General features: G+C 62.8%; 33 protein-coding genes and 1 tRNA gene. 21 read left to right on the forward strand and 13 right to left on the reverse strand.

Annotation, left to right across the window (positions count from 1 at the left end; all coding sequences use genetic code 11):
* The first annotated feature begins 20 nt into the window (after positions 1 to 20).
* The gene (locus I6F12_RS09555) at positions 21 to 440 is read left to right on the forward strand and encodes an HIRAN domain-containing protein (RefSeq protein WP_225156048.1); all 420 of its coding nucleotides are present in this window, start codon (positions 21 to 23) and stop codon (positions 438 to 440) included.
* Between the two features lie 349 nt (positions 441 to 789).
* On the opposite strand, the gene I6F12_RS09560 is transcribed toward I6F12_RS09555, so the two are convergent.
* Positions 790 to 1,074, reverse strand: a complete 285-nt coding sequence (locus tag I6F12_RS09560; protein WP_225156049.1) for a beta/gamma crystallin family protein — start codon at positions 1,072 to 1,074, stop codon at positions 790 to 792.
* Positions 1,075 to 1,221: 147 nt separating this feature from the next.
* Entirely contained in the window at positions 1,222 to 2,817 is a 1,596-nt protein-coding gene (locus I6F12_RS09565) for a tannase/feruloyl esterase family alpha/beta hydrolase (protein ID WP_225156050.1), read from the reverse strand.
* Positions 2,818 to 3,170: 353 nt separating this feature from the next.
* Between I6F12_RS09565 and I6F12_RS09570 the strand changes: the two genes are divergently transcribed.
* Both I6F12_RS09570 and I6F12_RS09575 read left to right on the forward strand, forming a co-directional pair.
* Positions 3,171 to 3,371, forward strand: coding sequence for a hypothetical protein (locus tag I6F12_RS09570; protein ID WP_035999700.1), 201 nt, complete (start codon positions 3,171 to 3,173; stop codon positions 3,369 to 3,371).
* Positions 3,371 to 3,634, forward strand: coding sequence for a hypothetical protein (locus tag I6F12_RS09575; RefSeq protein WP_225156051.1), 264 nt, complete (start codon positions 3,371 to 3,373; stop codon positions 3,632 to 3,634). The genes I6F12_RS09570 and I6F12_RS09575 overlap by 1 nt, the downstream gene beginning before the upstream one ends.
* Before the next feature lie 81 nt (positions 3,635 to 3,715).
* Here I6F12_RS09575 and I6F12_RS09580 read toward each other — a convergent pair whose 3' ends face one another.
* Positions 3,716 to 3,868 (reverse strand): hypothetical protein, encoded by a 153-nt coding sequence (locus I6F12_RS09580; RefSeq protein WP_157783960.1) that lies wholly within the window; start codon positions 3,866 to 3,868, stop codon positions 3,716 to 3,718.
* Positions 3,869 to 3,926: 58 nt separating this feature from the next.
* Positions 3,927 to 4,118: a DUF3072 domain-containing protein gene (locus I6F12_RS09585; RefSeq protein ID WP_225147906.1), complete on the reverse strand. Its 192-nt coding sequence runs from the start codon at positions 4,116 to 4,118 to the stop codon at positions 3,927 to 3,929.
* Positions 4,119 to 4,216: 98 nt separating this feature from the next.
* On the opposite strand from I6F12_RS09585, the gene I6F12_RS09590 reads away from it, so the two are divergent.
* Both I6F12_RS09590 and I6F12_RS09595 read left to right on the forward strand, forming a co-directional pair.
* Entirely contained in the window at positions 4,217 to 4,450 is a 234-nt protein-coding gene (locus tag I6F12_RS09590) for a hypothetical protein (RefSeq protein ID WP_036022975.1), read from the forward strand.
* Entirely contained in the window at positions 4,447 to 4,671 is a 225-nt protein-coding gene (locus tag I6F12_RS09595) for a hypothetical protein (protein ID WP_085974320.1), read from the forward strand. Before I6F12_RS09590 ends, I6F12_RS09595 begins: the two co-directional genes overlap by 4 nt.
* 111 nt (positions 4,672 to 4,782) lie before the next feature.
* Here I6F12_RS09595 and I6F12_RS09600 read toward each other — a convergent pair whose 3' ends face one another.
* A complete protein-coding gene (locus tag I6F12_RS09600; RefSeq protein ID WP_036022977.1) occupies positions 4,783 to 5,043 on the reverse strand; it encodes a hypothetical protein in 261 nt (86 codons plus the stop codon).
* A 138-nt stretch (positions 5,044 to 5,181) separates the two neighbouring features.
* Between I6F12_RS09600 and I6F12_RS09605 the strand changes: the two genes are divergently transcribed.
* The 3 genes from I6F12_RS09605 to I6F12_RS09615 all read left to right on the forward strand — a co-directional run bounded on the left by I6F12_RS09605 (position 5,182) and on the right by I6F12_RS09615 (position 7,038).
* Positions 5,182 to 5,751, forward strand: coding sequence for a DUF1236 domain-containing protein (locus I6F12_RS09605; protein WP_225156052.1), 570 nt, complete (start codon positions 5,182 to 5,184; stop codon positions 5,749 to 5,751).
* A gap of 130 nt (positions 5,752 to 5,881) precedes the next feature.
* Positions 5,882 to 6,094 carry a DUF2934 domain-containing protein gene (locus I6F12_RS09610; RefSeq protein WP_225156053.1) on the forward strand — a complete coding sequence of 71 codons (213 nt, stop codon included), beginning with the start codon at positions 5,882 to 5,884 and terminating at the stop codon, positions 6,092 to 6,094.
* A gap of 737 nt (positions 6,095 to 6,831) precedes the next feature.
* Complete coding sequence (locus I6F12_RS09615; protein WP_036022978.1) at positions 6,832 to 7,038, forward strand: hypothetical protein; 207 nt, start codon at positions 6,832 to 6,834, stop codon at positions 7,036 to 7,038.
* Between the two features lie 70 nt (positions 7,039 to 7,108).
* On the opposite strand, the gene I6F12_RS09620 is transcribed toward I6F12_RS09615, so the two are convergent.
* A complete protein-coding gene (locus I6F12_RS09620; protein WP_036022979.1) occupies positions 7,109 to 7,411 on the reverse strand; it encodes a hypothetical protein in 303 nt (100 codons plus the stop codon).
* A gap of 115 nt (positions 7,412 to 7,526) precedes the next feature.
* A complete protein-coding gene (locus I6F12_RS09625) occupies positions 7,527 to 8,018 on the reverse strand; it encodes a hypothetical protein (protein WP_225156054.1) in 492 nt (163 codons plus the stop codon).
* A 267-nt stretch (positions 8,019 to 8,285) separates the two neighbouring features.
* On the opposite strand from I6F12_RS09625, the gene I6F12_RS09630 reads away from it, so the two are divergent.
* The 3 genes from I6F12_RS09630 to I6F12_RS09635 all read left to right on the forward strand — a co-directional run bounded on the left by I6F12_RS09630 (position 8,286) and on the right by I6F12_RS09635 (position 9,833).
* Complete coding sequence (locus I6F12_RS09630; RefSeq protein WP_008558895.1) at positions 8,286 to 8,582, forward strand: HU family DNA-binding protein; 297 nt, start codon at positions 8,286 to 8,288, stop codon at positions 8,580 to 8,582.
* A 493-nt stretch (positions 8,583 to 9,075) separates the two neighbouring features.
* Positions 9,076 to 9,210, forward strand: coding sequence for a hypothetical protein (locus I6F12_RS37285; RefSeq protein ID WP_260347228.1), 135 nt, complete (start codon positions 9,076 to 9,078; stop codon positions 9,208 to 9,210).
* Positions 9,211 to 9,635: 425 nt separating this feature from the next.
* Positions 9,636 to 9,833 (forward strand): hypothetical protein, encoded by a 198-nt coding sequence (locus I6F12_RS09635; protein WP_345944151.1) that lies wholly within the window; start codon positions 9,636 to 9,638, stop codon positions 9,831 to 9,833.
* A gap of 13 nt (positions 9,834 to 9,846) precedes the next feature.
* Here I6F12_RS09635 and I6F12_RS37290 read toward each other — a convergent pair whose 3' ends face one another.
* Together I6F12_RS37290 and I6F12_RS09640 are read right to left on the reverse strand one after the other, a co-directional pair.
* A complete protein-coding gene (locus I6F12_RS37290; protein WP_035999737.1) occupies positions 9,847 to 9,972 on the reverse strand; it encodes a hypothetical protein in 126 nt (41 codons plus the stop codon).
* Positions 9,973 to 10,049: 77 nt separating this feature from the next.
* The gene (locus I6F12_RS09640; protein WP_036022988.1) at positions 10,050 to 10,280 is read right to left on the reverse strand and encodes a hypothetical protein; all 231 of its coding nucleotides are present in this window, start codon (positions 10,278 to 10,280) and stop codon (positions 10,050 to 10,052) included.
* A 282-nt stretch (positions 10,281 to 10,562) separates the two neighbouring features.
* On the opposite strand from I6F12_RS09640, the gene I6F12_RS09645 reads away from it, so the two are divergent.
* Positions 10,563 to 10,847 (forward strand): hypothetical protein, encoded by a 285-nt coding sequence (locus I6F12_RS09645; RefSeq protein ID WP_036045604.1) that lies wholly within the window; start codon positions 10,563 to 10,565, stop codon positions 10,845 to 10,847.
* A gap of 98 nt (positions 10,848 to 10,945) precedes the next feature.
* Here I6F12_RS09645 and I6F12_RS09650 read toward each other — a convergent pair whose 3' ends face one another.
* A complete protein-coding gene (locus tag I6F12_RS09650) occupies positions 10,946 to 11,110 on the reverse strand; it encodes a hypothetical protein (RefSeq protein ID WP_225140731.1) in 165 nt (54 codons plus the stop codon).
* A gap of 252 nt (positions 11,111 to 11,362) precedes the next feature.
* Here I6F12_RS09650 and I6F12_RS09655 point away from each other — a divergent pair, with 252 nt between their 5' ends.
* From I6F12_RS09655 to I6F12_RS09670, 4 genes are all read left to right on the forward strand, one after another.
* On the forward strand, positions 11,363 to 12,124 hold the full coding sequence (locus tag I6F12_RS09655) for an NAD-dependent protein deacetylase (RefSeq protein WP_225156056.1): 762 nt from the start codon (positions 11,363 to 11,365) through the stop codon (positions 12,122 to 12,124).
* Between the two features lie 198 nt (positions 12,125 to 12,322).
* On the forward strand, positions 12,323 to 12,985 hold the full coding sequence (locus tag I6F12_RS09660) for a cold-shock protein (protein WP_157284234.1): 663 nt from the start codon (positions 12,323 to 12,325) through the stop codon (positions 12,983 to 12,985).
* 115 nt (positions 12,986 to 13,100) lie between these two features.
* On the forward strand, positions 13,101 to 13,586 hold the full coding sequence (locus I6F12_RS09665; protein ID WP_035999663.1) for a DUF192 domain-containing protein: 486 nt from the start codon (positions 13,101 to 13,103) through the stop codon (positions 13,584 to 13,586).
* 92 nt (positions 13,587 to 13,678) lie between these two features.
* Positions 13,679 to 13,755: transfer RNA gene (locus I6F12_RS09670), tRNA-Pro, on the forward strand.
* 224 nt (positions 13,756 to 13,979) lie between these two features.
* On the opposite strand, the gene I6F12_RS09675 is transcribed toward I6F12_RS09670, so the two are convergent.
* Positions 13,980 to 14,141: a hypothetical protein gene (locus I6F12_RS09675; protein ID WP_225113623.1), complete on the reverse strand. Its 162-nt coding sequence runs from the start codon at positions 14,139 to 14,141 to the stop codon at positions 13,980 to 13,982.
* A gap of 331 nt (positions 14,142 to 14,472) precedes the next feature.
* Between I6F12_RS09675 and I6F12_RS09680 the strand changes: the two genes are divergently transcribed.
* On the forward strand, positions 14,473 to 14,667 hold the full coding sequence (locus tag I6F12_RS09680) for a hypothetical protein (protein WP_036027955.1): 195 nt from the start codon (positions 14,473 to 14,475) through the stop codon (positions 14,665 to 14,667).
* Positions 14,668 to 14,679: 12 nt separating this feature from the next.
* On the opposite strand, the gene I6F12_RS09685 is transcribed toward I6F12_RS09680, so the two are convergent.
* Entirely contained in the window at positions 14,680 to 15,852 is a 1,173-nt protein-coding gene (locus I6F12_RS09685) for an OpgC domain-containing protein (RefSeq protein ID WP_225156057.1), read from the reverse strand.
* Positions 15,853 to 16,105: 253 nt separating this feature from the next.
* Here I6F12_RS09685 and I6F12_RS09690 point away from each other — a divergent pair, with 253 nt between their 5' ends.
* Complete coding sequence (locus I6F12_RS09690) at positions 16,106 to 16,411, forward strand: ETC complex I subunit (protein WP_024337795.1); 306 nt, start codon at positions 16,106 to 16,108, stop codon at positions 16,409 to 16,411.
* Positions 16,412 to 16,624: 213 nt separating this feature from the next.
* Positions 16,625 to 17,119 carry an Lrp/AsnC family transcriptional regulator gene (locus I6F12_RS09695; protein ID WP_057029137.1) on the forward strand — a complete coding sequence of 165 codons (495 nt, stop codon included), beginning with the start codon at positions 16,625 to 16,627 and terminating at the stop codon, positions 17,117 to 17,119.
* A 45-nt stretch (positions 17,120 to 17,164) separates the two neighbouring features.
* On the opposite strand, the gene I6F12_RS09700 is transcribed toward I6F12_RS09695, so the two are convergent.
* Positions 17,165 to 18,193, reverse strand: coding sequence for an AraC family transcriptional regulator (locus tag I6F12_RS09700; protein WP_225156058.1), 1,029 nt, complete (start codon positions 18,191 to 18,193; stop codon positions 17,165 to 17,167).
* Between the two features lie 111 nt (positions 18,194 to 18,304).
* Here I6F12_RS09700 and I6F12_RS09705 point away from each other — a divergent pair, with 111 nt between their 5' ends.
* Together I6F12_RS09705 and I6F12_RS09710 are read left to right on the forward strand one after the other, a co-directional pair.
* On the forward strand, positions 18,305 to 19,477 hold the full coding sequence (locus I6F12_RS09705) for an isovaleryl-CoA dehydrogenase (RefSeq protein WP_035999647.1): 1,173 nt from the start codon (positions 18,305 to 18,307) through the stop codon (positions 19,475 to 19,477).
* Between the two features lie 24 nt (positions 19,478 to 19,501).
* Positions 19,502 to 21,106, forward strand: a complete 1,605-nt coding sequence (locus tag I6F12_RS09710; protein WP_036027958.1) for a carboxyl transferase domain-containing protein — start codon at positions 19,502 to 19,504, stop codon at positions 21,104 to 21,106.
* Positions 21,107 to 21,109 lie beyond the last annotated feature (3 nt).

Below are 21,109 nucleotides of genomic sequence, written 5' to 3' on the forward strand. Positions count from 1 at the left end.
GCTACGCGCAAGACCGGCATATGCCTGATGGCAAATGGGCACAAACCACGCTCGCCGAAAGCGTCGTCGGTGTTCATCATCGGAAAGCAGATGCTATCGCCTTTGCGCGTGCAGCGCGAAAGGCGGAAGAATCGGGGCTACAGTACGGAGTCGAGCTTGAGCACCGACCAGATAATCCGCACGACTCCAACGCAATCGCGGTTATTGGAGTGTCGGAGCAAAAGGGCTGGTTTAGTCGGCGCATCGGCCGTTGGCATATAGGCTACCTGGATCGAGATGTTGCGTCAGAGATAATCAGCGACTTAGTTTCCAACGGAACCGCTGTTGCTGCAGAATTATACTCGATCTACGAGGGCAAAGATGGCTTCCTCGATTTCAAAGTGATCGTCCTGGCCCCTCCGGGGCATAGCACGAAGGTCCGCCTGCGGGGAAAGCCATAACGATGTCGGTGAAGTCGGCTACTACCTGAAGTTTTCAGCTGTCTGAGATTGCCGTGGCTGGCTCGCAATCGGCTGGTGGGCTAGCAACTTGCGATTACGGTGACAGCGATTACGGTGACAGTGCTGGACTGCAACAGTAACTACCAACACACCCTGGACACGGTGTCAGAGGCCGATGAAGCCGCTGCTGTATCTCGTGGTTGGTCTCGGGCTGACAGGCTGCGCTGTTTGAGCAGCGACGCCGGCTGCGTCAGCTATCGTAGGTATGCCCCGGTGGTCGAACCGACCATATCGGATTTCATGCTTGACCAGCTAACGCAGCTTGATTTGGCGATCGGGACGGCCTGTTCTAGTCGCTGATCTTCTGGATTGAGGAGATCGAATTGTCAGGAATGCCCTGATCCGGTACCCAAGGATAGTCACCGGGGCCTAAGACCCACGACTGCCCTCCGAAGTCCACGTGCTCAAAGAATCTCCACGTGCCGCTCATAATCCTGATGGAGCTTGTTTCGTCGCTCCAATTACCTAAACCACCCATGCCCTTCGGTACGTTCTTTAAGCTCCTGATGTCACCAAACGTCTGGTACGCAGCACCGTCGAAATTCCGGTCTTCAAAAATAACGCACTCTGCCATCTTTACCTCCTAAAACAAACATGCGGAGGGTAGGGGACTGCGAGCCAAAGTACATCGTTGGGTCGTGCTTCAGTTTGACGCAACCATGGTTTGTCGCAATGCAAAAGCCCCGCCCAGTGCACAGTCACCGAAACTGCGACATCTTCCCTACTTGCACTCAAAGCTCGCTGCGCTCTCCGGATCGCCTTGCCCCTTGTACCGCGCATGTTGCGGATAGGGGCAAAGCGGCCGGCTGCGGCCGGGAAAGGCTGGTCCCGTCGCGACCACCGCATCGGGCGCCTTGCCGTCTTCCACCCAGTTCACGACCGCGGTGAGGAGATCGAAACGATCGAGCGCGGCGCCGCTCGAGCAGTGGCCCATCCCGGGCACCAAGAAGGCCCGGCTCGATTTCTCCCGCACCAACTCCATGCCGCCGGAATCTGCCGCCATGCGCTCGTAGTAATTCACGGTGTCGTTCGCCGAGAACCAGGGATCGCTCACACCGTGGTAAAACAGCAGCTTGCCACCATGGCTGAAGTAGCTCGAAAGGTTGGTCCAATAGGCGGTGTTGGTAAGGCGATCCATCCCGCTCGCGTTGACCCGGTCTTCGAGTTGATCGACGTTGATGTTTTCCCAAACAGGCGGTCCGACCGGACTGCGCGCGCCGGTGGCCAGGATGCCGGGAATGGCAACGCCTTCGGGTGCTACGCCGCTGTCCCACGGGAACGGCGGGTAGACCTGCGTGCCGCGTGAATTCTTCGGTCCGGCAAAAGCTTTCTTCAAGGCATCGACCTGCGGCGGCGCCAGGCAAGACTCCGTTTTGCCATCCGGCTTGTCGCCCTTGCAAGCGAGGACCGCGGGATCGAATTGACAGGCCTTGCCGTCGAAGATCAGGCCATCCTTGACGCCGTCCTTGGCGTCGCAGGCATCGAGGATCGCGTTCGTGATCAGCTTTCGCTCGGCCGCGGCAAACGTCTTGGCGGGCTCCGACTTGCCGGACGGATCTTTCGGCGCGATCTGGCTGAAGGCAGCGTTGGCCCAGGCGAGACCGATATTGGAATTGCCGGTGCGCATCGCAGGCGCGCCGGCGACGATGCCGTCGAATTGTTCGGGATAGCGCGCCGACGCCAGCATGCCTTCGCGGCCCCCGGTCGAGCACCCCGTGAAATAGGAACGCTTTGCGGGCTGGCCATAGTAATGCGCGACGATCGCCTTGGCCGCGATCGTCACCTTGCCGACGGAAGCATGGGCGAAGTTGAGCGCGGCTTCCTGGTCCTTCAGGAACGAGGCATCGAACACCGCGCCCTGATGACCGCTATCGGTCGAGACCACGGCAAAGCCGCGCGCCAACGCCGGCACCTCGCCGGCCGCGTGGTAACCCAGCGGCGGCCGGATCGAGCCGTTCAAACCGCCGCCGCCCTGAAACAAGAAGCGGCCGTTCCAGCGATCGGGCAGGGCAACGGCAAAGCCGATCGCGTAGGACTTGCCCTCGACGCCGACGCGCTGATCGATCACGCCATTCGCGCGGCAGTTCGGCGGCAGCGCCACCGATATTGTGGCGGGCGCCGGCGGCGACGGCTGCACCGTCCCCGGCGGCGCCTCCGGCACCAGCTCGGCTCTGGTGATTGTTGCCGTCGATCCCGGCATCTTCCAGCCGGTCAGGTCAGCGCATTTGAGCGCGGGCGGTATGTTGGCCGAATTGTCGGCGCTTGCCGGCGAGATCGCAACGACCATGATAGCTGCGATCAGACCCAGGCCAGCCATCGCATCATCAAGCGCGACATTTCTTTTTCGCCGCATTGTCCCTCCCTGCCGCTTTCTGTTTTTTGCGGTGCACTTAACTCACGCTGGCCACCAGCCGATCTGCTGCACTGGCACTGAACTATCTTGTGTTATTCGGGAGGTGCAGTCCAGCGGTGCAGGCTTTCAACCGCTCGCCCTTCGCCCTTGCCGATGAAGTCGATCGAATGGGACCGCGGATGCTCGCGATCCTTGCGAGCTCGCAACGGTTGTTCGGCGGGTACCAGCCCTCAAAGTTCTCACTCTCGCGCTGTTGCAATTGGAAATGGTCATCCCGCGCACTTGAACCCGGCCACACGTGGCGCCGACCAAACGCCATGGCCGCATTCGTTGCAGAACTCCTGTTCGATCTCGTCAGAACCCTCGTGGGTGGCTGGCTGCGACAGGCTGTGGTGGCGATCTGTGCGTGGCTAGATACGAAGATTCACGGCCGCGCGGCGCGCTTTGTCGTTGGAGGGCTGCTCGGGATCGCCGCCTTCTTCCTCATTCCCGTCATCGCCGGTCTGCTGGGTCTTTGATGCCCTGGCTGAGAACGCATCTCGTCATCGCATTGGCCGTGGGGGCGCTCATCTCGACGGTGCTCCTTGTGCTGGAGCCGCTGACCGACTTCGCGTTTCTTTGGCTGGAGTGGCCGGGCATCACCGCAGCGTATTTTTTCTGGGGAGCGGTCGGAGGACCAACCTTCGTCGGCATCGCCATTTCCTGGGTCGTGAATGCACTGACCTACGGCCTGGGTGCTTTCATCGTTCTCAGCGCCGTCAAGGTGCTGAGGGAAGCATGAGGCGCTGGCTTCAAATGATGGAAAGATTGCGAGGGTTGCTTTGATCATGCGCGGCCAACTTCGCCGCCCATGCCCACTCCCTCACGCCGTCTCCTCGTCACCCTTGGCGACGATCTCGACTTCGAAATAGCCCATGTCGCGGAGCTCGGCGGCTTTCTTCTCGGCCGCTTCCCTTGTGTCTCTCTTCAGGATGATCTGGCCCGCTCCGTCGCGGGCACAAACGAAATAAGGCATTCTCGCTTCCCAATTTCGTTTGCATACGCACGGAGCCGGGTTCCCGCAATCGGACGGCTCACTGCTCCAGCCCGGCCTTTTGCCGCATCCTGTCGATCAGCTCGGAGGCCTCGGCCTTGGTCAGATCCTCCTCGGGCGGGTCTTCGTGAGCCTGCTCGGCGAGGGTCTTGAGATAGGATTCCTGGGCTCCGGTCATCGGGTCGTCGCCGGAAACCCAGTCCTTCGGGTCCTTCTGGGTGTTGTCGGCCATCGCACATCTCCTATTCCGTTTTCTGTAGAACGTCGGACTCGACTCTTCGTTCCGTTTTTGTTCTCATGGGCCATATCTCGAATTCGCGAGGCGGAACAATGCCGGACCTGGACTTTCTCAGGCGGGAGATCGAACGGATGCGCATCCAGATGGGCAGGCAGAGGAAGGAGATCCTCCAGCTGCAGCGGGCGGGGATCGGGACGGCCTCGGCCGAGGCGCTGCTGTCGCGGATGGAGGCGAAGGTCGAGAGCCTGTGCGCGCAACGCGACGCGCTGAAGGCGGCAGAGCCGCGCCAGACCAAGGGCAGGGTGCTCGGCGGGAGGACGTGGTGAGCAGGCGGTGGTTCGATGACGAGCGAGACCTGTCGCCCTTCCTGACCGCGCTCGAGGACGTTCGCCGCAGAGCGACGCGGGAAGGGTGGTGCTATGCCCACGTCCAGGCCATCATCGTCGCCATCGACCAATACGCGGAAGCGGCGACGGGCAACCGCGAGTATTTCCTGAACAAGCCGGTTTCGATCGGGGACAACCGCAAGGCCGCGGACATTCCGTGACTGGCGCTGCGGTCTCTGCTGCTGACGTCGGGCGGAGCCGTCGATGCAAGTTGGGCTGCAGCCATGCGCACTCCGTCGCCGGATCGACGTGGCCGCAGAGCGTCGTGCCGACTAGCCCGTGGGACTGATGTTCGGATCATCCGGTTCAGGCAACACGCCGCAACCGGGTGTCTTCTCCGTGTCGGTCAGCTCCGGCGTGGCGTGCGGACCGGCAGGGTGTGGCCTGCGTTCGGCCGAGGCATCCGCCGGGATCGACTGCAGCCTGGTTTCCGAGTTGCTCTGCATTGCTTCTGCCTGACTTGGTTCGAGCGCGAGCGTTCGCGGCGCGAGGCGGGCGATTGACTCACCGCCCTTCAGCCGGCCGTTGCGCAATTGCGGTTGCTGTCGGTACGCCGGTGCGGACGCAACGTTCCAATTTCAAGGACGTGCTCCATTCAGAGCCGTCGCTGAAGCTGTAGGAACGGAGGAGCAAGGCCCGGGTTGGCCCGAAGCAACTGGAGGCATCTCACGATGGTCAAGGATCTTCCTCGGGACGAAGAGCGAGAAGGCACACGCAAGCTGATGATGTGGGGATCGGCGGCCGCTGCAATCCTCTTTGTGGGCTTCGGGCTGTGGTTTGCGGCTCCCCAAATGTTCGGCGTGACCGACTACGTTGGACGCCCCTCGACCGGCGCGGACAACAGCGCGCCTGCGACCACGGTCGGCACGGGAGTTCCAACACAACGCGACGCAGTCAGCACCGCTGCCAAACAAGATCCCGCTGCAAATGAGGATTCGAGCGGCGCTCGCGCTCGCCAGATCAAGGAGGGTAGCCAGCCGGCAAACCTCACCGCGCAACAACGCGAGCAGCTGCGCTCAGTCCTTTCGACATCGCAAGGCCCCGCAATGGATCGGCCGAATTTCGAGATGATGATCGGCACCTCGGTCCCGCGGCAGACCGAGACGGCGGACCTGCCGCCGGAGGTGACGCAGATCCTCAACGGGTTCTGGGGAGATCAGTACCTGATCGCGGGGAAGTCCCTCGTGATCGTCGATCATCATTCCCGCCGCGTCGCTGCGATCATTGCCGACGTGCGATGACGTCCGCGTTTCGCGAAGACGTCAGGGCCCGCAGGCTCGTTGCGATGTTCCGGCTCAGGGGAACGTTGGTCGCTTGAGAGCTTGTTAACCGACCGCGCCCAGGATGCCGCTCCGAATTGGAGGGACATCGATGTCAGACCTGGAACAAGCGATCCGCGAGCGCACATACCAGATTTGGATGGAGAGCGGTGGGGCGGACGGCCACGCCGAGAGGCATTGGCTCGAAGCCCAGCGCGAGGTTCTTTCCGCCTCGCTTGCCGCAGTCGCGCGCGTCTCGAAAGTCGGCGCCGAAAAGCCGAAGGCGAAGCCGGCAGGTGCGCGAAAGAAGCGCCGCGCCGCCTGACGCGTGCAGTCGCTCGGTCGTGACACGCGCGCGCATGCAAGCCATAAGCACGCGCGTTGTCGTCGCCCCGGACTAGCGGGGTGAGACGGAGGAGGGCGCTGACCTCGTGCGCGCGGGCGAAGCGGTCTTGCTTCGCGGCGAAGCAGCCGCACGGCTCTTACCGGACTTCGGGCCAGCTTTTGGTGTGATCCCGTTCTGCTCGTCGAACTGCTTCAGCCAGGCCGCGATGTATCGCGGGTCGTCGGGACAAAGCCGCTCGAGCAAACGAAGGTTCTGCGCTCTGAATTCCACAAGGGTTTTCGGCATCACGGCTCCTCAAAACCCTGCCCGTCGCAAAAAGTGCGGCCGGACGGCCGCCGGGTCAACGGCAAAGAGCGCTTGAAATCCCGGGCAAGCTGATGCAGCGCCAAAAGCGAAAACCCCGCCCTTGAGGAAGCGGGGTTCTCTGTCGAGGTGAAGCTTAGGGACGCTTCAACTGTAAGACGCGCGAGCGGCAAGAAAGTTCAAACGAAAGTGCGCCGCGTCGCTGCAACGTGGTGGATGCGCTCGCCCCGGGCCATTACAAATCCGTAAGTCGGTTGAATATCGACGCCGCAAAACTATCTCTGCGTCAGGCGGCAGCGTAACAAGCCGCCCTTCAACTGACACCCAGCCGCCGCGCTCAGAAAAAGGCGAAGCTGGGTCCTTTGACATTCCCTGCTCAGGTCCCGCCTCATTGGCCTCAGAGGCAAACGTCCATGGCTGCCCGCACTTACAACCACGAACGCTGGTCCGAAGACGACGACCGGCTGCTTCGATCCATGTGTGAAACCGGCAAGAGCCTGACGCTGATGATCGTGAAGCTCAAGCGGCCCATTGCATCGATCAGGTCGCGCGCGATCGAGCTTGGCATCAATCTGCCGGGCACGCGCATCGGCCTGCGACGGAAGCGGCGAACCGCTTGAGCCCGCGCGTCCGGACAAGACTGCTCATGTCGCCGCGCCGCTCTACGCGAGCGGAGCGGCTGAACGATGCTCAGGCCGCAATCCGCTGTTCGACCGGCGCCGTCAGGAACTTGAGCGCTTCGGCGTGGGCGAGATCCGGAACCGCGATCGCCGTGTGGCTGTACATCGCGTGTGTGCGCGACGTCGCGATCTGGTCCAGGATCCCCTTGCCCTTGATGACGTGGAGGCCCATGCCGTCATCGACGGGGAAGATCGCCAGCACCACATCGTAGGCCGCGATCACGGCTCTGAGCGCCTCGGCCTTGTCTTCGGCGACATCGACAAAAACACGAACATCTGCCGCGAGTTCACGCAGCTCGTTAAAATCCAGCACTTTGAGGATACTCCAACGCAACCAACCTGACAGAAGCTTGGTCGCGTTAGGTTACTGAAGCGTCAACAACGGATCGCCGGCCACAAGTTTCACGAACGAGGAAGCGCGATGCGATCTAGCGCTTGGCGTCCTCCTTGCGCAGCCTGGCCTCGGCGGCCTCGTCGACGAGAGTCAAGCTGGCGCCGTCATAGCTCAGCTTGAAACCGCGGCCGACGATCCAGATCCAGCCTTCCCGGTCCTTGATGGCCGAGGCGTTGAACTGGTCGGAGATGGATTTGACGGCAGCTTCCTGCGATCCCGGATTGTTCAGCGTCGCATTGACGCGCCAGATCGGATGCGCGGGGTCGGTCTCGTCGCTGCCGACGGCGACCTTGGCGCCGTTGATGTCGCACGCCAGCGTGTACGGACCTCGGCTCGGCCGGCAGAGATAGTGGCGTCGCGCGATGAGCTTGTTGGCCTCGTCGAATGTCATCCCGGGCGAGAAGCCGAACATGTCGGACTTTTTCACGAGGGCGAAGGACGCGGGCTTCAAGAAGCTAGGCTGGATCGCGACGAGGGCTGCGACGGCGACCACGATCAAACCTGCGATGACGATAGCGACCTTCATCAGAACCCCATCAGATACCTTTCCTGGCTTATAGCAGCCGCGGCGCTGTGCCGAGAAAATTGCAGATCCTAAAATTGCAGGTCCTGCAACGTCTTGCACAGGAAGTTGGGAACCTCGGTGAGCCCGTGCTTGCGTTTTCGGCCTCGATAGGGTCTAAGCCCGATCGCTTCATGACTTCTGGCATGAATCAGCAGCGCGCACTCGCGGGTCCGGCCGCGTCCCCAGCAGCAGAATTGCTCCGCGCACCCATTCAAAGGAATTCAGACCATGGCGAAGATGACAAAGACCCAATTGATCGATGCAATTGCCGAGGGCACGCAGCTTTCGAAGAACGACGTGAAGTCGGTGATCGAGTACATGGCGACGGTCGGCTACAAGGAGCTCAACGAGTCCGGCGAGTTCGTCATTCCCGGCTTCGTGAAGATGTCGGTCGTGAACAAGCCGGCGACCGAAGCCCGCATGGGCATCAATCCCTTCACCAAGGAGCCGATGCAGTTTGCAGCGAAGCCCGCCAGCAAGTCGGTCAAGGCCTCGCCGCTGAAGGTGGCCAAGGACGCCGTCTGACGTGCCGGCGATGTCGGTGCGGCGGGCTCATTGACGCGCCGGCGCAGCAATCAACGGCCGAGGACCAGGTGGTGCTCGGCCATCGCGATGGCCGAACACCAAGACGACCATCAGGGTAAACAGCACGCGGTACTCGCTTCGTCCTGAACGACGAGCTTCGTTCCCTCACCATCCTCATCCGCTTCACAAGAAAAAGCCCCGCGCTTTCGCGCGAGGCTTTTCTGGCTGACGGCGTTGGGATTTCAGCGCCTGGCCGACAGCCATGGCTTTAACCTAAAGTTGAAATCGCAAAAAGCAACAGCGCCGCCACGACGGAGTATGTTCGTCAGGCGGCGCTGCCGTGTAACTGGGCGCTGAAATCCCCAGCTTCCATAGGTGCTTGCCGCGCCGAAAAGGTTCAACGCCGCCCCCACCAAAATTTTACGTCCGGGCTGGACTTTTTGTTCTCATTTTGTTCTAGTGAGGCGCCTTGATGGACCGTTGGAGGTTGCTCATGACCGTCGAAAAACAGCGCGAAGTGATCAGGCTTTGGAACGAGCTCAGAAAGGTCGAGGGCCCTGCGGCGGAGGAGCTGCGCATCCAGATCCTCGAATGCTTCTCGAAGGAGAAGCCGAAGCGGGCGGCCTGACCTTTGTCGACGCCACGCGGCAACGCGCAAGCGCGATCCGCTCTGAAGGTTCGCGCTTGAGCTGTCGCCGCAGTGCTTGCCGGCGAAGAGTCTTCTCGAAGTTTTGTCGAAGAAGGGTCCTGCCGCGTCGATGGTGTGAGCGTGCGCGCTTTCATCGATCGTTAGGAGTTGCTCTCCGCGCATTCTTGCGACTCCGATTCGTTCTTCGCGAACGAAACGGAGTCGAAGCTGGAACAAAGCCGGGCGTTCTTGCGCCGCTCTCGCCGCGAAGGTGCCGGATGCGTCTGGCTAACGATAGCTTATACGGATGCCGATAACCCTATTCGGTTAGGTTAAAAGCCTAATCGCGTTGCGCTTGCTGCGCCTTGGGGTAGGTGTTCGGCAACGACAAGCAAGAAACGCCTTTGCGCAAGCAGCAATTTGCCATGATGCCTTTTTCAGCTCCGTCCTTTTTCCAAGGCGACCGGCACACCTACCGGGGCGTCGCCGTCGTCGTCACGCTGTTCTGCCTTGCTTTCGTTGTGATCAGCTTCTCGCTGCGGCCGCAGGCCGAGGACACGCGCGTTGCGGTCAAGGCCGACCGGCTGGTCCGCACGGCAGGCCAAGCCGCGCGCGCCAACTAACGCCGCGCGCCAATTAACGCTCGTCGCCGCAACGGCGGTCATCGGCCCGCGCCTGCGGGGATCCGGCGCCGCGCGAGGCGAGCGCCACGAAGCCGGCATAGCCGGACAGGTTGAGCAAGACTTCGAGCCAGGCGGGCATATCTCTTTCTCTCCGCTCAGCAGGGAACGGACTCAACGTCCGCGCGCATTCCTGGTTCCATACTCCTGCGAAGAAACTCAGAGCCGGGTGGTCGGGTCGAGCCGGCGGCCGAGGGTCGCGACGGATTCGCTCGACGGCTGCTCCTTGAGGAACTCGGCGATGGCCTGCGCCAGCTCGCGGTCGCTCATCGGCGTCGGCGGCGGGCGCAGCGTGCCGACACCGAAGCTGCGGACGATCTCGTCGTAATGTTCATCCTCGGATTTTGGAACCAATTTGCGGATACGGGCCAGCAAAGCGGATAAGGGCAAACTCTCCTCCATGATTGTCGTCCCCGCTGGCAACCGTCATGGTCTGCTGCCATCTGCTCCCATGAAACTGAAAACCCCGCCAGCACCGCGGAGATGCTGACGGGGTCTTCGTGCTGGCGCCTCGACCCGGATGGCGGAGGCTCCCGCACTTGAGGTGCTAACCGCCGTCTCGCCGTTTCGTTCCCGCTTCATCGACATTTCTCGCCTGCGGGCCGGTTCCATCCATGCGCAACCATCGCAGGCGCTCGCCGTTGTCTCCGCGACACGCGAAGGAGGACAAGCATGAAGAAGACACTGGCAGTTCTGGCCACCATCGCGGCGGTCGGTGTGACCGCGGTCGCGGCGCCCGCGCCGGCTGAGGCGCGTGGCCGCGGCGGTATCGGCCCGGGCCTCGCGTTCGGCCTCGCCGCCGGCGCGATCACCGCGGGCGCAGTCGCGGCTTCCCAGCCTTATGGCTATTACGGTCCCCGCTACCGCTACTACGACGGTCCCGCCTATTACGGACCGGGTCCGTACGCCTATTACGGCGGGCCGTACTACCGTCACCACCACTACCGTCATTGGTAGTCGGCGAATAGCGAAAAGCCCGGAGCGGTGCTCCGGGCTTTTTTCATTCGCAGGTCTTGTTTACTCGCCCATTTTCGCGCTTGCCGGCGCGATGATGCCTACGGCCAGAGCGAGGGCCGCTCGGCCTTGCGGGCATTCTCCAGCGTCGCCACGAAATATTCCTCGCGCTCGCGCTTGAACTTTTCCTGCGTGGCACGGAAGGCGGCGACACGGGCGGCGATTTCTTCGCGTTCGCGCTCTTTGCGTTGTTCGTCTTCGGTCATGTCAAATCCCCTCTACACCTGAGTATGTGCACATCCGAACTCAAGCACTGCCGCCGCAATCACGTTGAGTCGCGTCAACACATCCATTGGCACTTCCGAATGGGGCGTCAATGGGGAGGAGGCATTGCAGGATTGTGATATGCGAAGGTCGGAAGAAATTGCCGAGCGCATTGCGTTGGCGCTTGATAAGAGCGTCAACGATCTTGCCGCTTGCGCATGTTGCTGTCAGGCCAAACTATTCGGGAGGCGCGGTTGATCGCATCGGATGTGCAGAGCGGTATCGAACGGCTCGGCGACATGATCGCCGAGGCCAGGACCATCGTGCCGTTCACCGGTGCCGGCATCTCGACCGAATGCGGCATTCCCGACTTCCGTTCGCCGGGCGGAATTTGGACGCGTAACCGTCCGATTCCGTTCGACGAGTTCGTCGCGAGCCAGTCAGCGCGGGACGAATCCTGGCGCCGCCGCTTTGCGATGGAGGAGGTCTTCGCCGCAGCGAAGCCCGGCCGCGGCCATCGGGCGCTGGCATCGCTCTACCGCGCCGGCAAGGTTCCCGCCGTCATCACCCAGAACATCGACAACCTGCACCAGGCCTCCGGCTTCGCGCCGGAGCACGTGGTTGAGCTTCACGGAAATACAACCTATGCGCGCTGCATCGGATGTGGGCAGGTTTACCCGCTCGACTGGGTGAAGCGCCGTTTCGATGACGATGGCATCGCGCCCGACTGCACCGCCTGCGACGCGCCGGTGAAGACCGCCACGATTTCCTTCGGGCAGATGATGCCGGACGAGGAGATGCAGCGCGCGACAGCGCTGTCGCAGGCCTGCGATCTCTTCATCGCGATCGGTTCCTCGCTGGTGGTCTGGCCGGCGGCCGGCTTTCCGATGATGGCCAAGCGCGCCGGTGCACGTCTCGTGATCATCAATCGCGAGCCGACCGAGCAGGACGACATCGCCGACCTCGTCATCCACCACGACATCGGCGAGACTCTCGGGCCCTTTGTCGGCAATTGAGGCATCAATTTGATTCGCGGCTGTGCAAGCTGTTCATAGGTTCCGGCGAATCTCTTTTTTGTCTATGCGTCGCAACCGGGAGTGTTATCTTTTGAGTCGAAAGATTCGCGTCGCGTCGAATTGAGAACATTCTCTTAAGACGCGTGATTCGAGCGCCGCCAATGTGGCGGGTTGCATGGCAGTGTGGGGTCCGGGGTTATGGGGTCGTCGGACGGATTTGAGTCCAAGAAGCTTGGAGTTCCCGGACAGGGCACCTCGCCAGGGCGATTGACGCCGGGCGAGCACGGCGGAGCCGGCCGCGACAATGCGCTCAATCCCTTCACCGGATTGGGCGAAGCCAGCGCCAACCTCGTCGAGGTCACCGGCGTCATCAAATGGTTCGACGCCTCCAAAGGTTACGGCTTCATCGTTCCCGACAACGGCTGGCCGGACGTGCTCCTGCACGTTACCGTGCTTAGGCGCGACGGCTTCCAGACCGCTTATGAGGGCGCCCGCATCGTCGTCGAGTGCATCCAGCGCGCCAAGGGCTACCAGGCCTTCCGCGTCGTTTCGATGGACGAGTCGACCGCGATCCACCCGGCGCAGATGCTGCCGCCGCGCACCCATGTCACGGTCACCCCGACCAGCGGGCTGGAACGGGCCCAGGTCAAATGGTTCAACCGGCTGCGCGGATTCGGCTTCCTGACCTGCGGCGAGGGCACGCCCGACATCTTCGTGCACATGGAGACGCTACGCCGCTTCGGCATGACTGAGCTGAGACCGGGCCAGTATGTGCTGGTCCGCTTCGGGCCCGGCTCCAAGGGCATGATGGCGGCCGAGATCCATCCCGAGACCGGATCGCCGGGATTGCAGTCGCACTAAGGCTATGACTTCCAGCAATTGTGAGCAGAGGCGCGCTGCAAGTCCGGCGCGCCTCTTCCTTTTCCGGCGGTCGCCGCGTAAGGACTGATTGAAGTCCCACGCCGCGAGAGCCCCGATGAATTCTGATCGAAAGGCCGCCTGGTCCGCTCTGAAGGGCTGGCTGGCCGCCATCCTCGTCATCGCCGGCTGGGCCGTCGCCGGCGCGCCGGCCGGCGCCGCGAGCTTCCAGCCGCTCGAGATCGTCACCAAGAACGGCGTGCAGGTGTTCTCGGTCGAGATGGCAACGACCCCGGAGGAGAAGGAGACCGGCCTGATGTACCGCAAGGAATTGGCCGACGGCAAAGGCATGCTGTTCGACTTCAATCCCGAGCAGGAAATCTCGATGTGGATGAAGAACACTTATGTGTCGCTCGACATGATCTTCATCCGCGCCGATGGCCGCATCCTGCGCATTGCGGAGAATACCGAGCCGTTGTCGACGAAGATCATCTCCTCCCGGGGACCCGCCCGGGCCGTGCTGGAGGTGGTGGCGGGGACGGCGCAGAAGTACGGCATCCGCCCCGGTGATCGCGTCGGCCACCCCCTGTTCGGCGGCAAATAGGACGGGCAGGGGCGATTGCGGCCCAGGCCGGCGGCTTTGGAGAGCTTGCTGGCGCTCCGGGAAGCGTGTATCGACGGGGCTCGCCGGACATTCGGGGTATAGCGCAGCCTGGTAGCGCGGCAGTTTTGGGTACTGCAGGTCGTTGGTTCGAATCCAGCTGCCCCGACCAGTCCCGGGCGGCGCTGGCCTAGAGGTCAGCATCCAACCGGCAATGGCCAGGCATCTACGCGTCCGGCCTCCGCTTCGCGCGGAAATCAGCAAAGCCTCATCGAACCTTCGCCCGTCGCGATAGACAAATCCGTGTTGGGGATTTCAGCGCCCAATGTCTAAACGGACGCCGCCAAGCGATGAATATTCCGCTTGCGCGGCGTTGCGTTTTGTCCGCCGCGCTCGTCAGTTCGAGGCGTACCAGCCGGGCGGAAATGGCACGTACGGCCAGGCCATCTGATTGTCGTTGGCGGCTTGCGGCGGCCGTTGCGACGCCATGCTCACGATTGGCGCGGGCGGGATCACGCGCAACGCGAGGCGCAGACGCGCACATTGCAATTTCATCATTGTCGTCCCCCCCCAGCAATCTACTTGCTTCCAAACGTCCGATCGTCTGCAAAGTTCAGTCTTAAAATCGCCCTGCGCCGAAACGGCGCGCCCGTCCTCAAATCACGGGCATTCTAGAAAAACCGGCGCGGGCTTTCAACCAAACGCGCCGCTCCATCCCAAGAAGTAAGGTTGATCGGCAAGGTTAAAGGCGAGCGGCTGTTGCGGCCGTTTGGCTGGCTGCTATCAGATCGGTCCCGGCTCGCGATGGGCTGTCGACTCTGTGCCACCACAGATGACTGTTCGTCGCGGCGCGCGGATCAGCCTAAGTTCTGCGCCAGCGAGTTCTGCCATGTCTATTGACCGCAACATCGGGACCATCGGTCCGCAGTCAAACTGGACCGAGATCTGGCACCTCTGGACGGTGATCGTGCCGCGCCGCTCCATCAACGGGCAGTTCGTGCTCGGCAAGGTCTGGCGCCGCCATGACGGCCGCGACTGGATCTACAAGAAGTTCACCGAGTTCGACGGCGAAGAGGCGGCCTAACTGCCGCCTCTCTCAGGCCGCCTTCGCCTCCGCAGCCGGCTTGGCCGGCGGCGGCTTCAGCGGCTTGTCCTGCTTCTTCGACCACGAGATGTAATAAGCCACCGTCGTCATGATCGCGATGCCGGCGACGCTGACGAAGATCTGCGCGAGCAGCGACCCTGAGCTCATCGACAGCTCGAAATGACCGACGAAGGACAGGAACACGCCGACGCAGAACACGGCGAGCGACTGCTGGCCACAGACGATCAAGGGGTCGAACACCTTCCACTCCAGCCCCGGCCACTCCTTCGGCACGAAGCGGATCACCAGGATCACGATCACCACGAAGTGGAGGAAGCGATACGGTGCGAGGTTGGTCTTGTCATTGGGGTTGAAGGCCGAGAACAGCCATTCCGGGAACATGCCGCCGAAGGTGGGGAAACGGCCGGCCATGGTCATGACCAGCGCGAACAGGAGATAACCGAGGCAGACCCACAGCGTAACAGGCGAATTGATCAGCGTTGCCGAGCGCCGCGCGCCGCCCATCGAGCACCAGGCGCCGAACACGAACAGCACCTGCCAGCAATAGGGGTTGAAGTACCACTGGCCGGCCGGATAGGCGTTCAGGTTCCAGCCGTAATGGCGCGCGGCGAGCCACAGCACGATCGACATGATCATCGTCAAATCGGGCTTGCGCAGCATAAACCACAGCACCGGCGGAAACAGGCCCATCAGCACGATGTAAAGCGGCAGCACGTCGAGGTTGAGCGGCTTGAAGCGCAGGAACAGGCCCTGGCGCAGCGTCTCGGTGGCGTTGTCGACGAGGCCGGCGACGTTGAACTCGTTGATCATCTCGGAATCGCCGAAGCGCAGCGCGAGATAGCTGATTGATGCGATGTAGATCACGAACAGGATGATGTGGGCGACATACAGCTGCCAGACCCGCTTGGTCAGCCGCGTGGCACCGACGATGAAGCCGCGGTCCAGCATCATCCGTGCATAGACGAAGGAGGCGGTGTAGCCGGAGATGAAGACGAACAGGTCGGCCGCGTCGGAAAAGCCGTAGTTGCGGGTCGTGATCCAGTTCACGACGTTGTCGGGGATATGGTCGAGAAAGATCGCCCAGTTTGCGACACCGCGAAACAGGTCGAGCCGGAGGTCGCGACCCTTGTCGGGAAGTGTGGCGCTGACGTTCAGGAAGGCCATGCGTCGGGAGCTTTCAGAGAGGACAGAAGCACGGAGATCGATGAAACCGGGCCGCCAAACGGGGTCCGAGGATGAAACGCGGGTACGCAATTGTCACGGTGCAGCATAATGACTATACCGTTGGCGAGGGTTGCCGGGGCCGGAATCAGGATCAGTTCCCAACCGGCTTCTCTATACTATCCCCGAGATTTCCACCAACTGCCACCGTGACGCATCGAAATCGAACGGAAAGACCAAGAGGCCCGGACCAGTCATGACCGCACGCATTTTCAAGCCCGCCAAAAACGCGATGCAATCCGGCCGGTCCAAGACCAGGGAATGGCAGCTCGATTACGAGCCGGAGCAGCCGCGCTCGGTCGAGCCGCTGATGGGCTGGACCTCGTCGGCCGACATGAAGCAGCAAATAACGCTGCGCTTCCACAGCAAGGAAGAGGCGATCGCCTATTGCGAGCGCAAGGGCATCGCCTACCAGGTGATCGAGCCCAAGGAGTCGATCCGCCGGCCGGTTGCCTATGCCGACAATTTCTCGTTCCGCCGCGGCGAACCCTGGACGCATTGAGGGGCCATTCTCACCCGAAGCATCCAAAGTGCCGTCATGCCCGGGCTTGTCCCGGGCATCCACGTTTTTGGCGGTAGACGAAGAACGTGGATGGCCGGGACGAGCCCGGCCATGACGAAGGGAGCGGCTGGTCGCCCGCGCCTGAGAACCCTTGGCACCAATTCCGCCCCGTGCTTCGCTGCCTCGCATGACACGACCAGGACGAGGTGGGGGATGGCGGGGCGTGACCAGCTCGACGGCGTCGATCTGAAAATCCTATCCGAACTGCAGCAGGACGGGCGGGTTCGCAACAACGAGCTGGCGCTGCGCGTCGGCGTGTCCGCGCCGAACTGCCTGCGGCGGCTGAAGTCGCTGTTCAGCCGCGGCGTGATCCGGGCGGTTCGCGCCGTGATCGACGAGCGGCTGCTCGGCTACGAGGTGGTGTCGTTCGTCTCGATCCAGCTCGGCAGCCAGGCCCAGCCGGTGCTGGAGGCGTTCGAGAGCTCGATCGCCGCAATCCCGCGCATCCAGCAATGCTGGCGGATTTCCGGCGACACCGACTATCTGCTCAAATGCGTGGCCCCGAGTGTCGAGAGTATGCGGCAGCAGCTCCTGCATTTCGCCGCGATGCCTAACGTCAAGAACGTGCGCAGCTTCCCCGTGCTCGGGGTTGCCAAGGACGTGCCGCTGCCATTGCAGGAGGTCGCGGTGGCAGAGCCGGCGGGGTAGGGCTCCGAATATTCCACGATCAAGTCTGAATCTCAGAAAAGCGCCTCAGCGATACCGCCCCCGAAACTCGCGCGGGGAGGTGCCGGTCCAGGTTCGGAAGGCCCGCGAAAAGCTCTTCTCGTTGCGGAAGCCGGCGATCTCGGCGATGCGCTTGATCGGCGTGCGGCCGCGCATCAGCTCCTGTTTGGCCAGCTCGAATTTCGTCTCCTCCTTGAGATCGCGCAGCGAGGTGGACTCCTCGCGCAGACGGCGATGCATCGTGCGGGTGGAGAGCGCAAGCTCGCGCGCGACGTCCTCGGCGCCGAGGACCCGTCCGCGCGCTTCTCGCAGCACGCGGCGGACGCGCTCGACCAGCAGGCGGTCGCGCCGGTACGGCAGCACGGTGAGCCGGAGCGCGCCCTTGAGCATGTTGTCGAGATCGGCCGCGCTGCGCGTCAGCGGTAGCGACAGATAGTGCTTGTCGAAGACGATGGCCGCGCGGTCCGCGTCGAAGCGGACGCTCCGGCAAAAGATGGTCGGATAGACCGAGACGTGGCCGGGCTCTGAGTAAGGAAACTCAGCCGCGCGGAGCGCGATCTGGGAGTCGACAGCCCAGCATGAGAAGCCGAGCACGTAGCGGAACAGCGTGACGAGGCAGAACTCGCGGAAGGGTCCGAGGTCACGGAGCTGACGGATCGACACGACGGCGGTCTCTTCGCCAACCTCGAGATCGAGCAGCACATCCTCTGTGACCAAGCGGTGATGCCGGCACCAGCGCTTGAGCGCGACCTGCAGCGTCGGTGCGGTGATCGAGGCCCGGCACAGCATGCCATAGGTGCCCCATGGCAGCCGGCGCGAGAACCAGCCAAGCGCCTCGTCATCGAGCTCGCGCATGGCATGGCCCGCCAGCGCTTCGAACTGGGCCGCGGTCACACGCCCATCAGGAGAATTCACAAGCTCCGGCGCGACCTGACCCCGGCTCAAGGCTTCGGCGGGATCGCGGCCGTAATGCTCGTACGCGGCCACCACGCCGCGGACGAAGGCGGCGGGCGTGACGGCGCGGCGCGGAATCGCGGTGGCGGCTTGAAAAGGCATCGGAATTCCTTTCGGAAATCCTCGCCAAGTTTGGCGGAAAATGCAACCTTTTCGACTGCAAGAGGGCCGGGACCGGGCTAGTTTCGGAGCCCAAAATACGGAGGACTCGCCTTGAACATCCCGAGCATCGATTTCGATCTGGGCGAAGACATCAGCCTGCTGCGCGACACCGTTCGTTCGTTCGTGGAGGCGGAGATCACCCCGCGTGCCGCCGAGATCGAAAAGGCTAATCTTTTCCCCGCAGACCTCTGGAAGCGCTTCGGCGACCTCGGCCTGCTCGGCATGACCGCGCCGGAGCAATATGGCGGCTCTAATATGGGCTATCTCGCCCATATCGTCGCCATGGAGGAAATCTCGCGCGGTTCGGCGGCCGTGGCCCTTTCCTACGGCGCCCATTCCAATCTTTGCGTCAACCAGATCCGCCGCAACGGCAATGACGCGCAGCGGCAGCGTTATCTGCCGAAGCTGATCTCAGGCGAATATGTCGGTGCGCTCGCGATGTCCGAGCCGGGCGCCGGCTCCGACGTGGTCTCGATGAAGCTGCGCGCCGACAAGCGCGGCGACCGCTACGTGCTCAACGGCTCCAAGATGTGGATCACAAACGGCGGCGATGCCGACGTGCTGGTGGTCTATGCCAAGACCGATCCGGAGGCCGGCCCGCGCGGCATGACCGCGTTCCTGATCGAGAAGGGCTTCAAGGGCTTCACCCATGGCCAGCATCTCGACAAGCTCGGCATGCGCGGCTCCAACACCTATCCGCTGTTCTTCGACGATTGCGAGGTGCCGGAGGAGAATGTGATGGGCAAGGTGGGCGAGGGCGTCAAGGTGCTGATGTCCGGCCTCGATTATGAGCGCGCGGTGCTCTCGGGCGGGCCGCTCGGCATCATGGCGGCCTGCATGGACGCAGTGGTGCCCTACATGCACGAGCGCAAGCAGTTCGGCCAGCCGATCGGCGACTTCCAGCTGATGCAGGGCAAGCTCGCCGACATGTATGCGACCTGGCAGGCCACGCGCGCCTATGTCTATGCGGTGGGCCGCGCCTGCGACCGCGCCGACCACGCGCGCACCCTGCGCAAGGACGCGGCTGCTGCGATCCTCTATTCCGCGGAGAAGGCAACGTGGATGGCGGGCGAAGCAATCCAGGCGCTGGGCGGGGTCGGCTATACCTCCGAATTCCCGGTCGGGCGCCTGTGGCGCGATGCAAAGCTCTACGAGATCGGCGCGGGCACCTCGGAGGTGCGCCGCATGCTGATCGGCCGCGAGCTGATGGCCGAGACGGCTTAAGTCCTTCACCCCATTGGAAACACCATGCCGCTTCATTCCAGCATCGATCCGTCGTCATCAGATTTTGCACGCAATTCCGAGGCCATGCGCGGCCTCGTCGCGGACTTGCGTGAGAAACTCAGCGAGGTCGCCGGCGGCGGCGGCGAGGCTTCGCGCAAGCGCCACACCGCGCGCGGCAAGATGCTGGCACGCGAGCGCGTCGACCTCCTGGTCGATCCCGGGACCTCGTTCCTGGAGCTGTCGCCGCTCGCGGCCTATGGCCTCTATGGCGGCGATGTGCATTCGGCGAGCGTCGTCACGGGGGTGGGGCGCATTTCGGGCCGCGAATGCGTGATCGTCGCCAATGACGCCACCATCAAGGGCGGCACCTACTACCCGATGACGGTGAAGAAGCATCTGCGTGCGCAGGACATTGCGCGGCAGAACAATCTGCCTTGCGTCTACATGGTGGATTCCGGCGGCGCCTTCCTGCCGCTGCAGGACGAGATCTTTCCGGACGAGCGGCACTTCGGCCGCATCTTCTACAATCAGGCGCAGATGTCGTCGCAGGGCATTCCGCAGATCGCGATCGTGATGGGCTCCTGCACCGCCGGCGGTGCCTATGTGCCGGCGATGTCGGACGAGAGCATCATCGTGCGCAACCAGGGCACCATCTTCCTCGGCGGCCCGCCACTGGTGAAGGCCGCGACCGGCGAGGTCGTCAGTGCGGAGGAGCTCGGCGGCGCCGACGTGCATTCGCGGCAGTCCGGCGTGACCGATCACTACGCCCAGAACGATGCGCATGCGATCGGCATCGCCCGGCGTATCGTCGGCACGCTCAAGCCTTCCGTGCGGCCGAACCTGAACATGCATAAGCCGCGCGATCCGCTGTTCGCGGCGGAGGAAATCTACGGCGTGGTGCCGGTCGACGGCCGCAAGCCGTTCGACGTGCGCGATATCATCGCGCGCATCGTCGACGGCTCGGAGTTCGACGAGTTCAAGAAACTCTATGGCACGACGCTGGTGTGCGGATTCGCCCATATCTGGGGCTATCCGGTCGGCATCATCGCCAACAACGGCATTCTCTTCAGCGAGAGTTCGCTGAAGGGTGCGCATTTCATCGAGCTGTGCTGTCAGCGCGGCATTCCCCTGGTATTCCTGCAGAACATCACCGGCTTCATGGTCGGCAAGAAGTACGAGGCGGGCGGCATCGCGCGCGACGGCGCCAAGCTCGTCACGGCGGTTGCGACGGCGTCGGTGCCGAAATTCACCGTCGTGATCGGCGGCTCCTACGGCGCCGGCAATTATGGCATGTGCGGCCGTGCCTACGCGCCGCGCTTCCTCTGGATGTGGCCGAACGCGCGCATCTCGGTGATGGGCGGCGAGCAGGCCTCGATGGTGCTGAGCCAGGTCCGACGCGATAATATCGAGGCCAAGGGCGACAGCTGGTCCAGGGAAGAGGAAGACAAGTTCCGCGAGCCCATTCGCGCGCAATATGAGAGCCAGGGCCACCCGTACTACGCGACCGCGCGGCTGTGGGACGACGGCGTGATCGATCCGGCCGACACGCGTCTCGTGCTCGGCCTTGGCCTCTCGGCGGCATCGAATGCGCCGCTCGAGCCGACGAAATTCGGCCTGTTCAGGATGTGATGT

Source organism: Bradyrhizobium sp. IC4059 (assembly GCF_020193615.1).
Classification (GTDB): domain Bacteria; phylum Pseudomonadota; class Alphaproteobacteria; order Rhizobiales; family Xanthobacteraceae; genus Bradyrhizobium; species Bradyrhizobium yuanmingense.

Bases quoted from the DNA above. Each gene is read 5' to 3' on its own strand.
- I6F12_RS09555 (WP_225156048.1), top strand. From the start codon at position 21: ATGCCTGATGGCAAATGGGCACAAACCACGCTCGCCGAAAGCGTCGTC.
- I6F12_RS09560 (WP_225156049.1), bottom strand. From the start codon at position 1,074: ATGGCAGAGTGCGTTATTTTTGAAGACCGGAATTTCGACGGTGCTGCG.
- I6F12_RS09565 (WP_225156050.1), bottom strand. From the start codon at position 2,817: ATGGCTGGCCTGGGTCTGATCGCAGCTATCATGGTCGTTGCGATCTCG.
- I6F12_RS09570 (WP_035999700.1), top strand. From the start codon at position 3,171: ATGGCCGCATTCGTTGCAGAACTCCTGTTCGATCTCGTCAGAACCCTC.
- I6F12_RS09575 (WP_225156051.1), top strand. From the start codon at position 3,371: ATGCCCTGGCTGAGAACGCATCTCGTCATCGCATTGGCCGTGGGGGCG.
- I6F12_RS09580 (WP_157783960.1), bottom strand. From the start codon at position 3,868: ATGCCTTATTTCGTTTGTGCCCGCGACGGAGCGGGCCAGATCATCCTG.
- I6F12_RS09585 (WP_225147906.1), bottom strand. From the start codon at position 4,118: ATGGCCGACAACACCCAGAAGGACCCGAAGGACTGGGTTTCCGGCGAC.
- I6F12_RS09590 (WP_036022975.1), top strand. From the start codon at position 4,217: ATGCCGGACCTGGACTTTCTCAGGCGGGAGATCGAACGGATGCGCATC.
- I6F12_RS09605 (WP_225156052.1), top strand. From the start codon at position 5,182: ATGGTCAAGGATCTTCCTCGGGACGAAGAGCGAGAAGGCACACGCAAG.
- I6F12_RS09610 (WP_225156053.1), top strand. From the start codon at position 5,882: ATGTCAGACCTGGAACAAGCGATCCGCGAGCGCACATACCAGATTTGG.
- I6F12_RS09615 (WP_036022978.1), top strand. From the start codon at position 6,832: ATGGCTGCCCGCACTTACAACCACGAACGCTGGTCCGAAGACGACGAC.
- I6F12_RS09625 (WP_225156054.1), bottom strand. From the start codon at position 8,018: ATGAAGGTCGCTATCGTCATCGCAGGTTTGATCGTGGTCGCCGTCGCA.
- I6F12_RS09630 (WP_008558895.1), top strand. From the start codon at position 8,286: ATGGCGAAGATGACAAAGACCCAATTGATCGATGCAATTGCCGAGGGC.
- I6F12_RS37285 (WP_260347228.1), top strand. From the start codon at position 9,076: ATGACCGTCGAAAAACAGCGCGAAGTGATCAGGCTTTGGAACGAGCTC.
- I6F12_RS09635 (WP_345944151.1), top strand. From the start codon at position 9,636: ATGATGCCTTTTTCAGCTCCGTCCTTTTTCCAAGGCGACCGGCACACC.
- I6F12_RS37290 (WP_035999737.1), bottom strand. From the start codon at position 9,972: ATGCCCGCCTGGCTCGAAGTCTTGCTCAACCTGTCCGGCTATGCCGGC.
- I6F12_RS09645 (WP_036045604.1), top strand. From the start codon at position 10,563: ATGAAGAAGACACTGGCAGTTCTGGCCACCATCGCGGCGGTCGGTGTG.
- I6F12_RS09650 (WP_225140731.1), bottom strand. From the start codon at position 11,110: ATGACCGAAGACGAACAACGCAAAGAGCGCGAACGCGAAGAAATCGCC.
- I6F12_RS09660 (WP_157284234.1), top strand. From the start codon at position 12,323: ATGGGGTCGTCGGACGGATTTGAGTCCAAGAAGCTTGGAGTTCCCGGA.
- I6F12_RS09665 (WP_035999663.1), top strand. From the start codon at position 13,101: ATGAATTCTGATCGAAAGGCCGCCTGGTCCGCTCTGAAGGGCTGGCTG.
- I6F12_RS09675 (WP_225113623.1), bottom strand. From the start codon at position 14,141: ATGATGAAATTGCAATGTGCGCGTCTGCGCCTCGCGTTGCGCGTGATC.
- I6F12_RS09680 (WP_036027955.1), top strand. From the start codon at position 14,473: ATGTCTATTGACCGCAACATCGGGACCATCGGTCCGCAGTCAAACTGG.
- I6F12_RS09685 (WP_225156057.1), bottom strand. From the start codon at position 15,852: ATGGCCTTCCTGAACGTCAGCGCCACACTTCCCGACAAGGGTCGCGAC.
- I6F12_RS09690 (WP_024337795.1), top strand. From the start codon at position 16,106: ATGACCGCACGCATTTTCAAGCCCGCCAAAAACGCGATGCAATCCGGC.
- I6F12_RS09695 (WP_057029137.1), top strand. From the start codon at position 16,625: ATGGCGGGGCGTGACCAGCTCGACGGCGTCGATCTGAAAATCCTATCC.
- I6F12_RS09700 (WP_225156058.1), bottom strand. From the start codon at position 18,193: ATGCCTTTTCAAGCCGCCACCGCGATTCCGCGCCGCGCCGTCACGCCC.
- I6F12_RS09710 (WP_036027958.1), top strand. From the start codon at position 19,502: ATGCCGCTTCATTCCAGCATCGATCCGTCGTCATCAGATTTTGCACGC.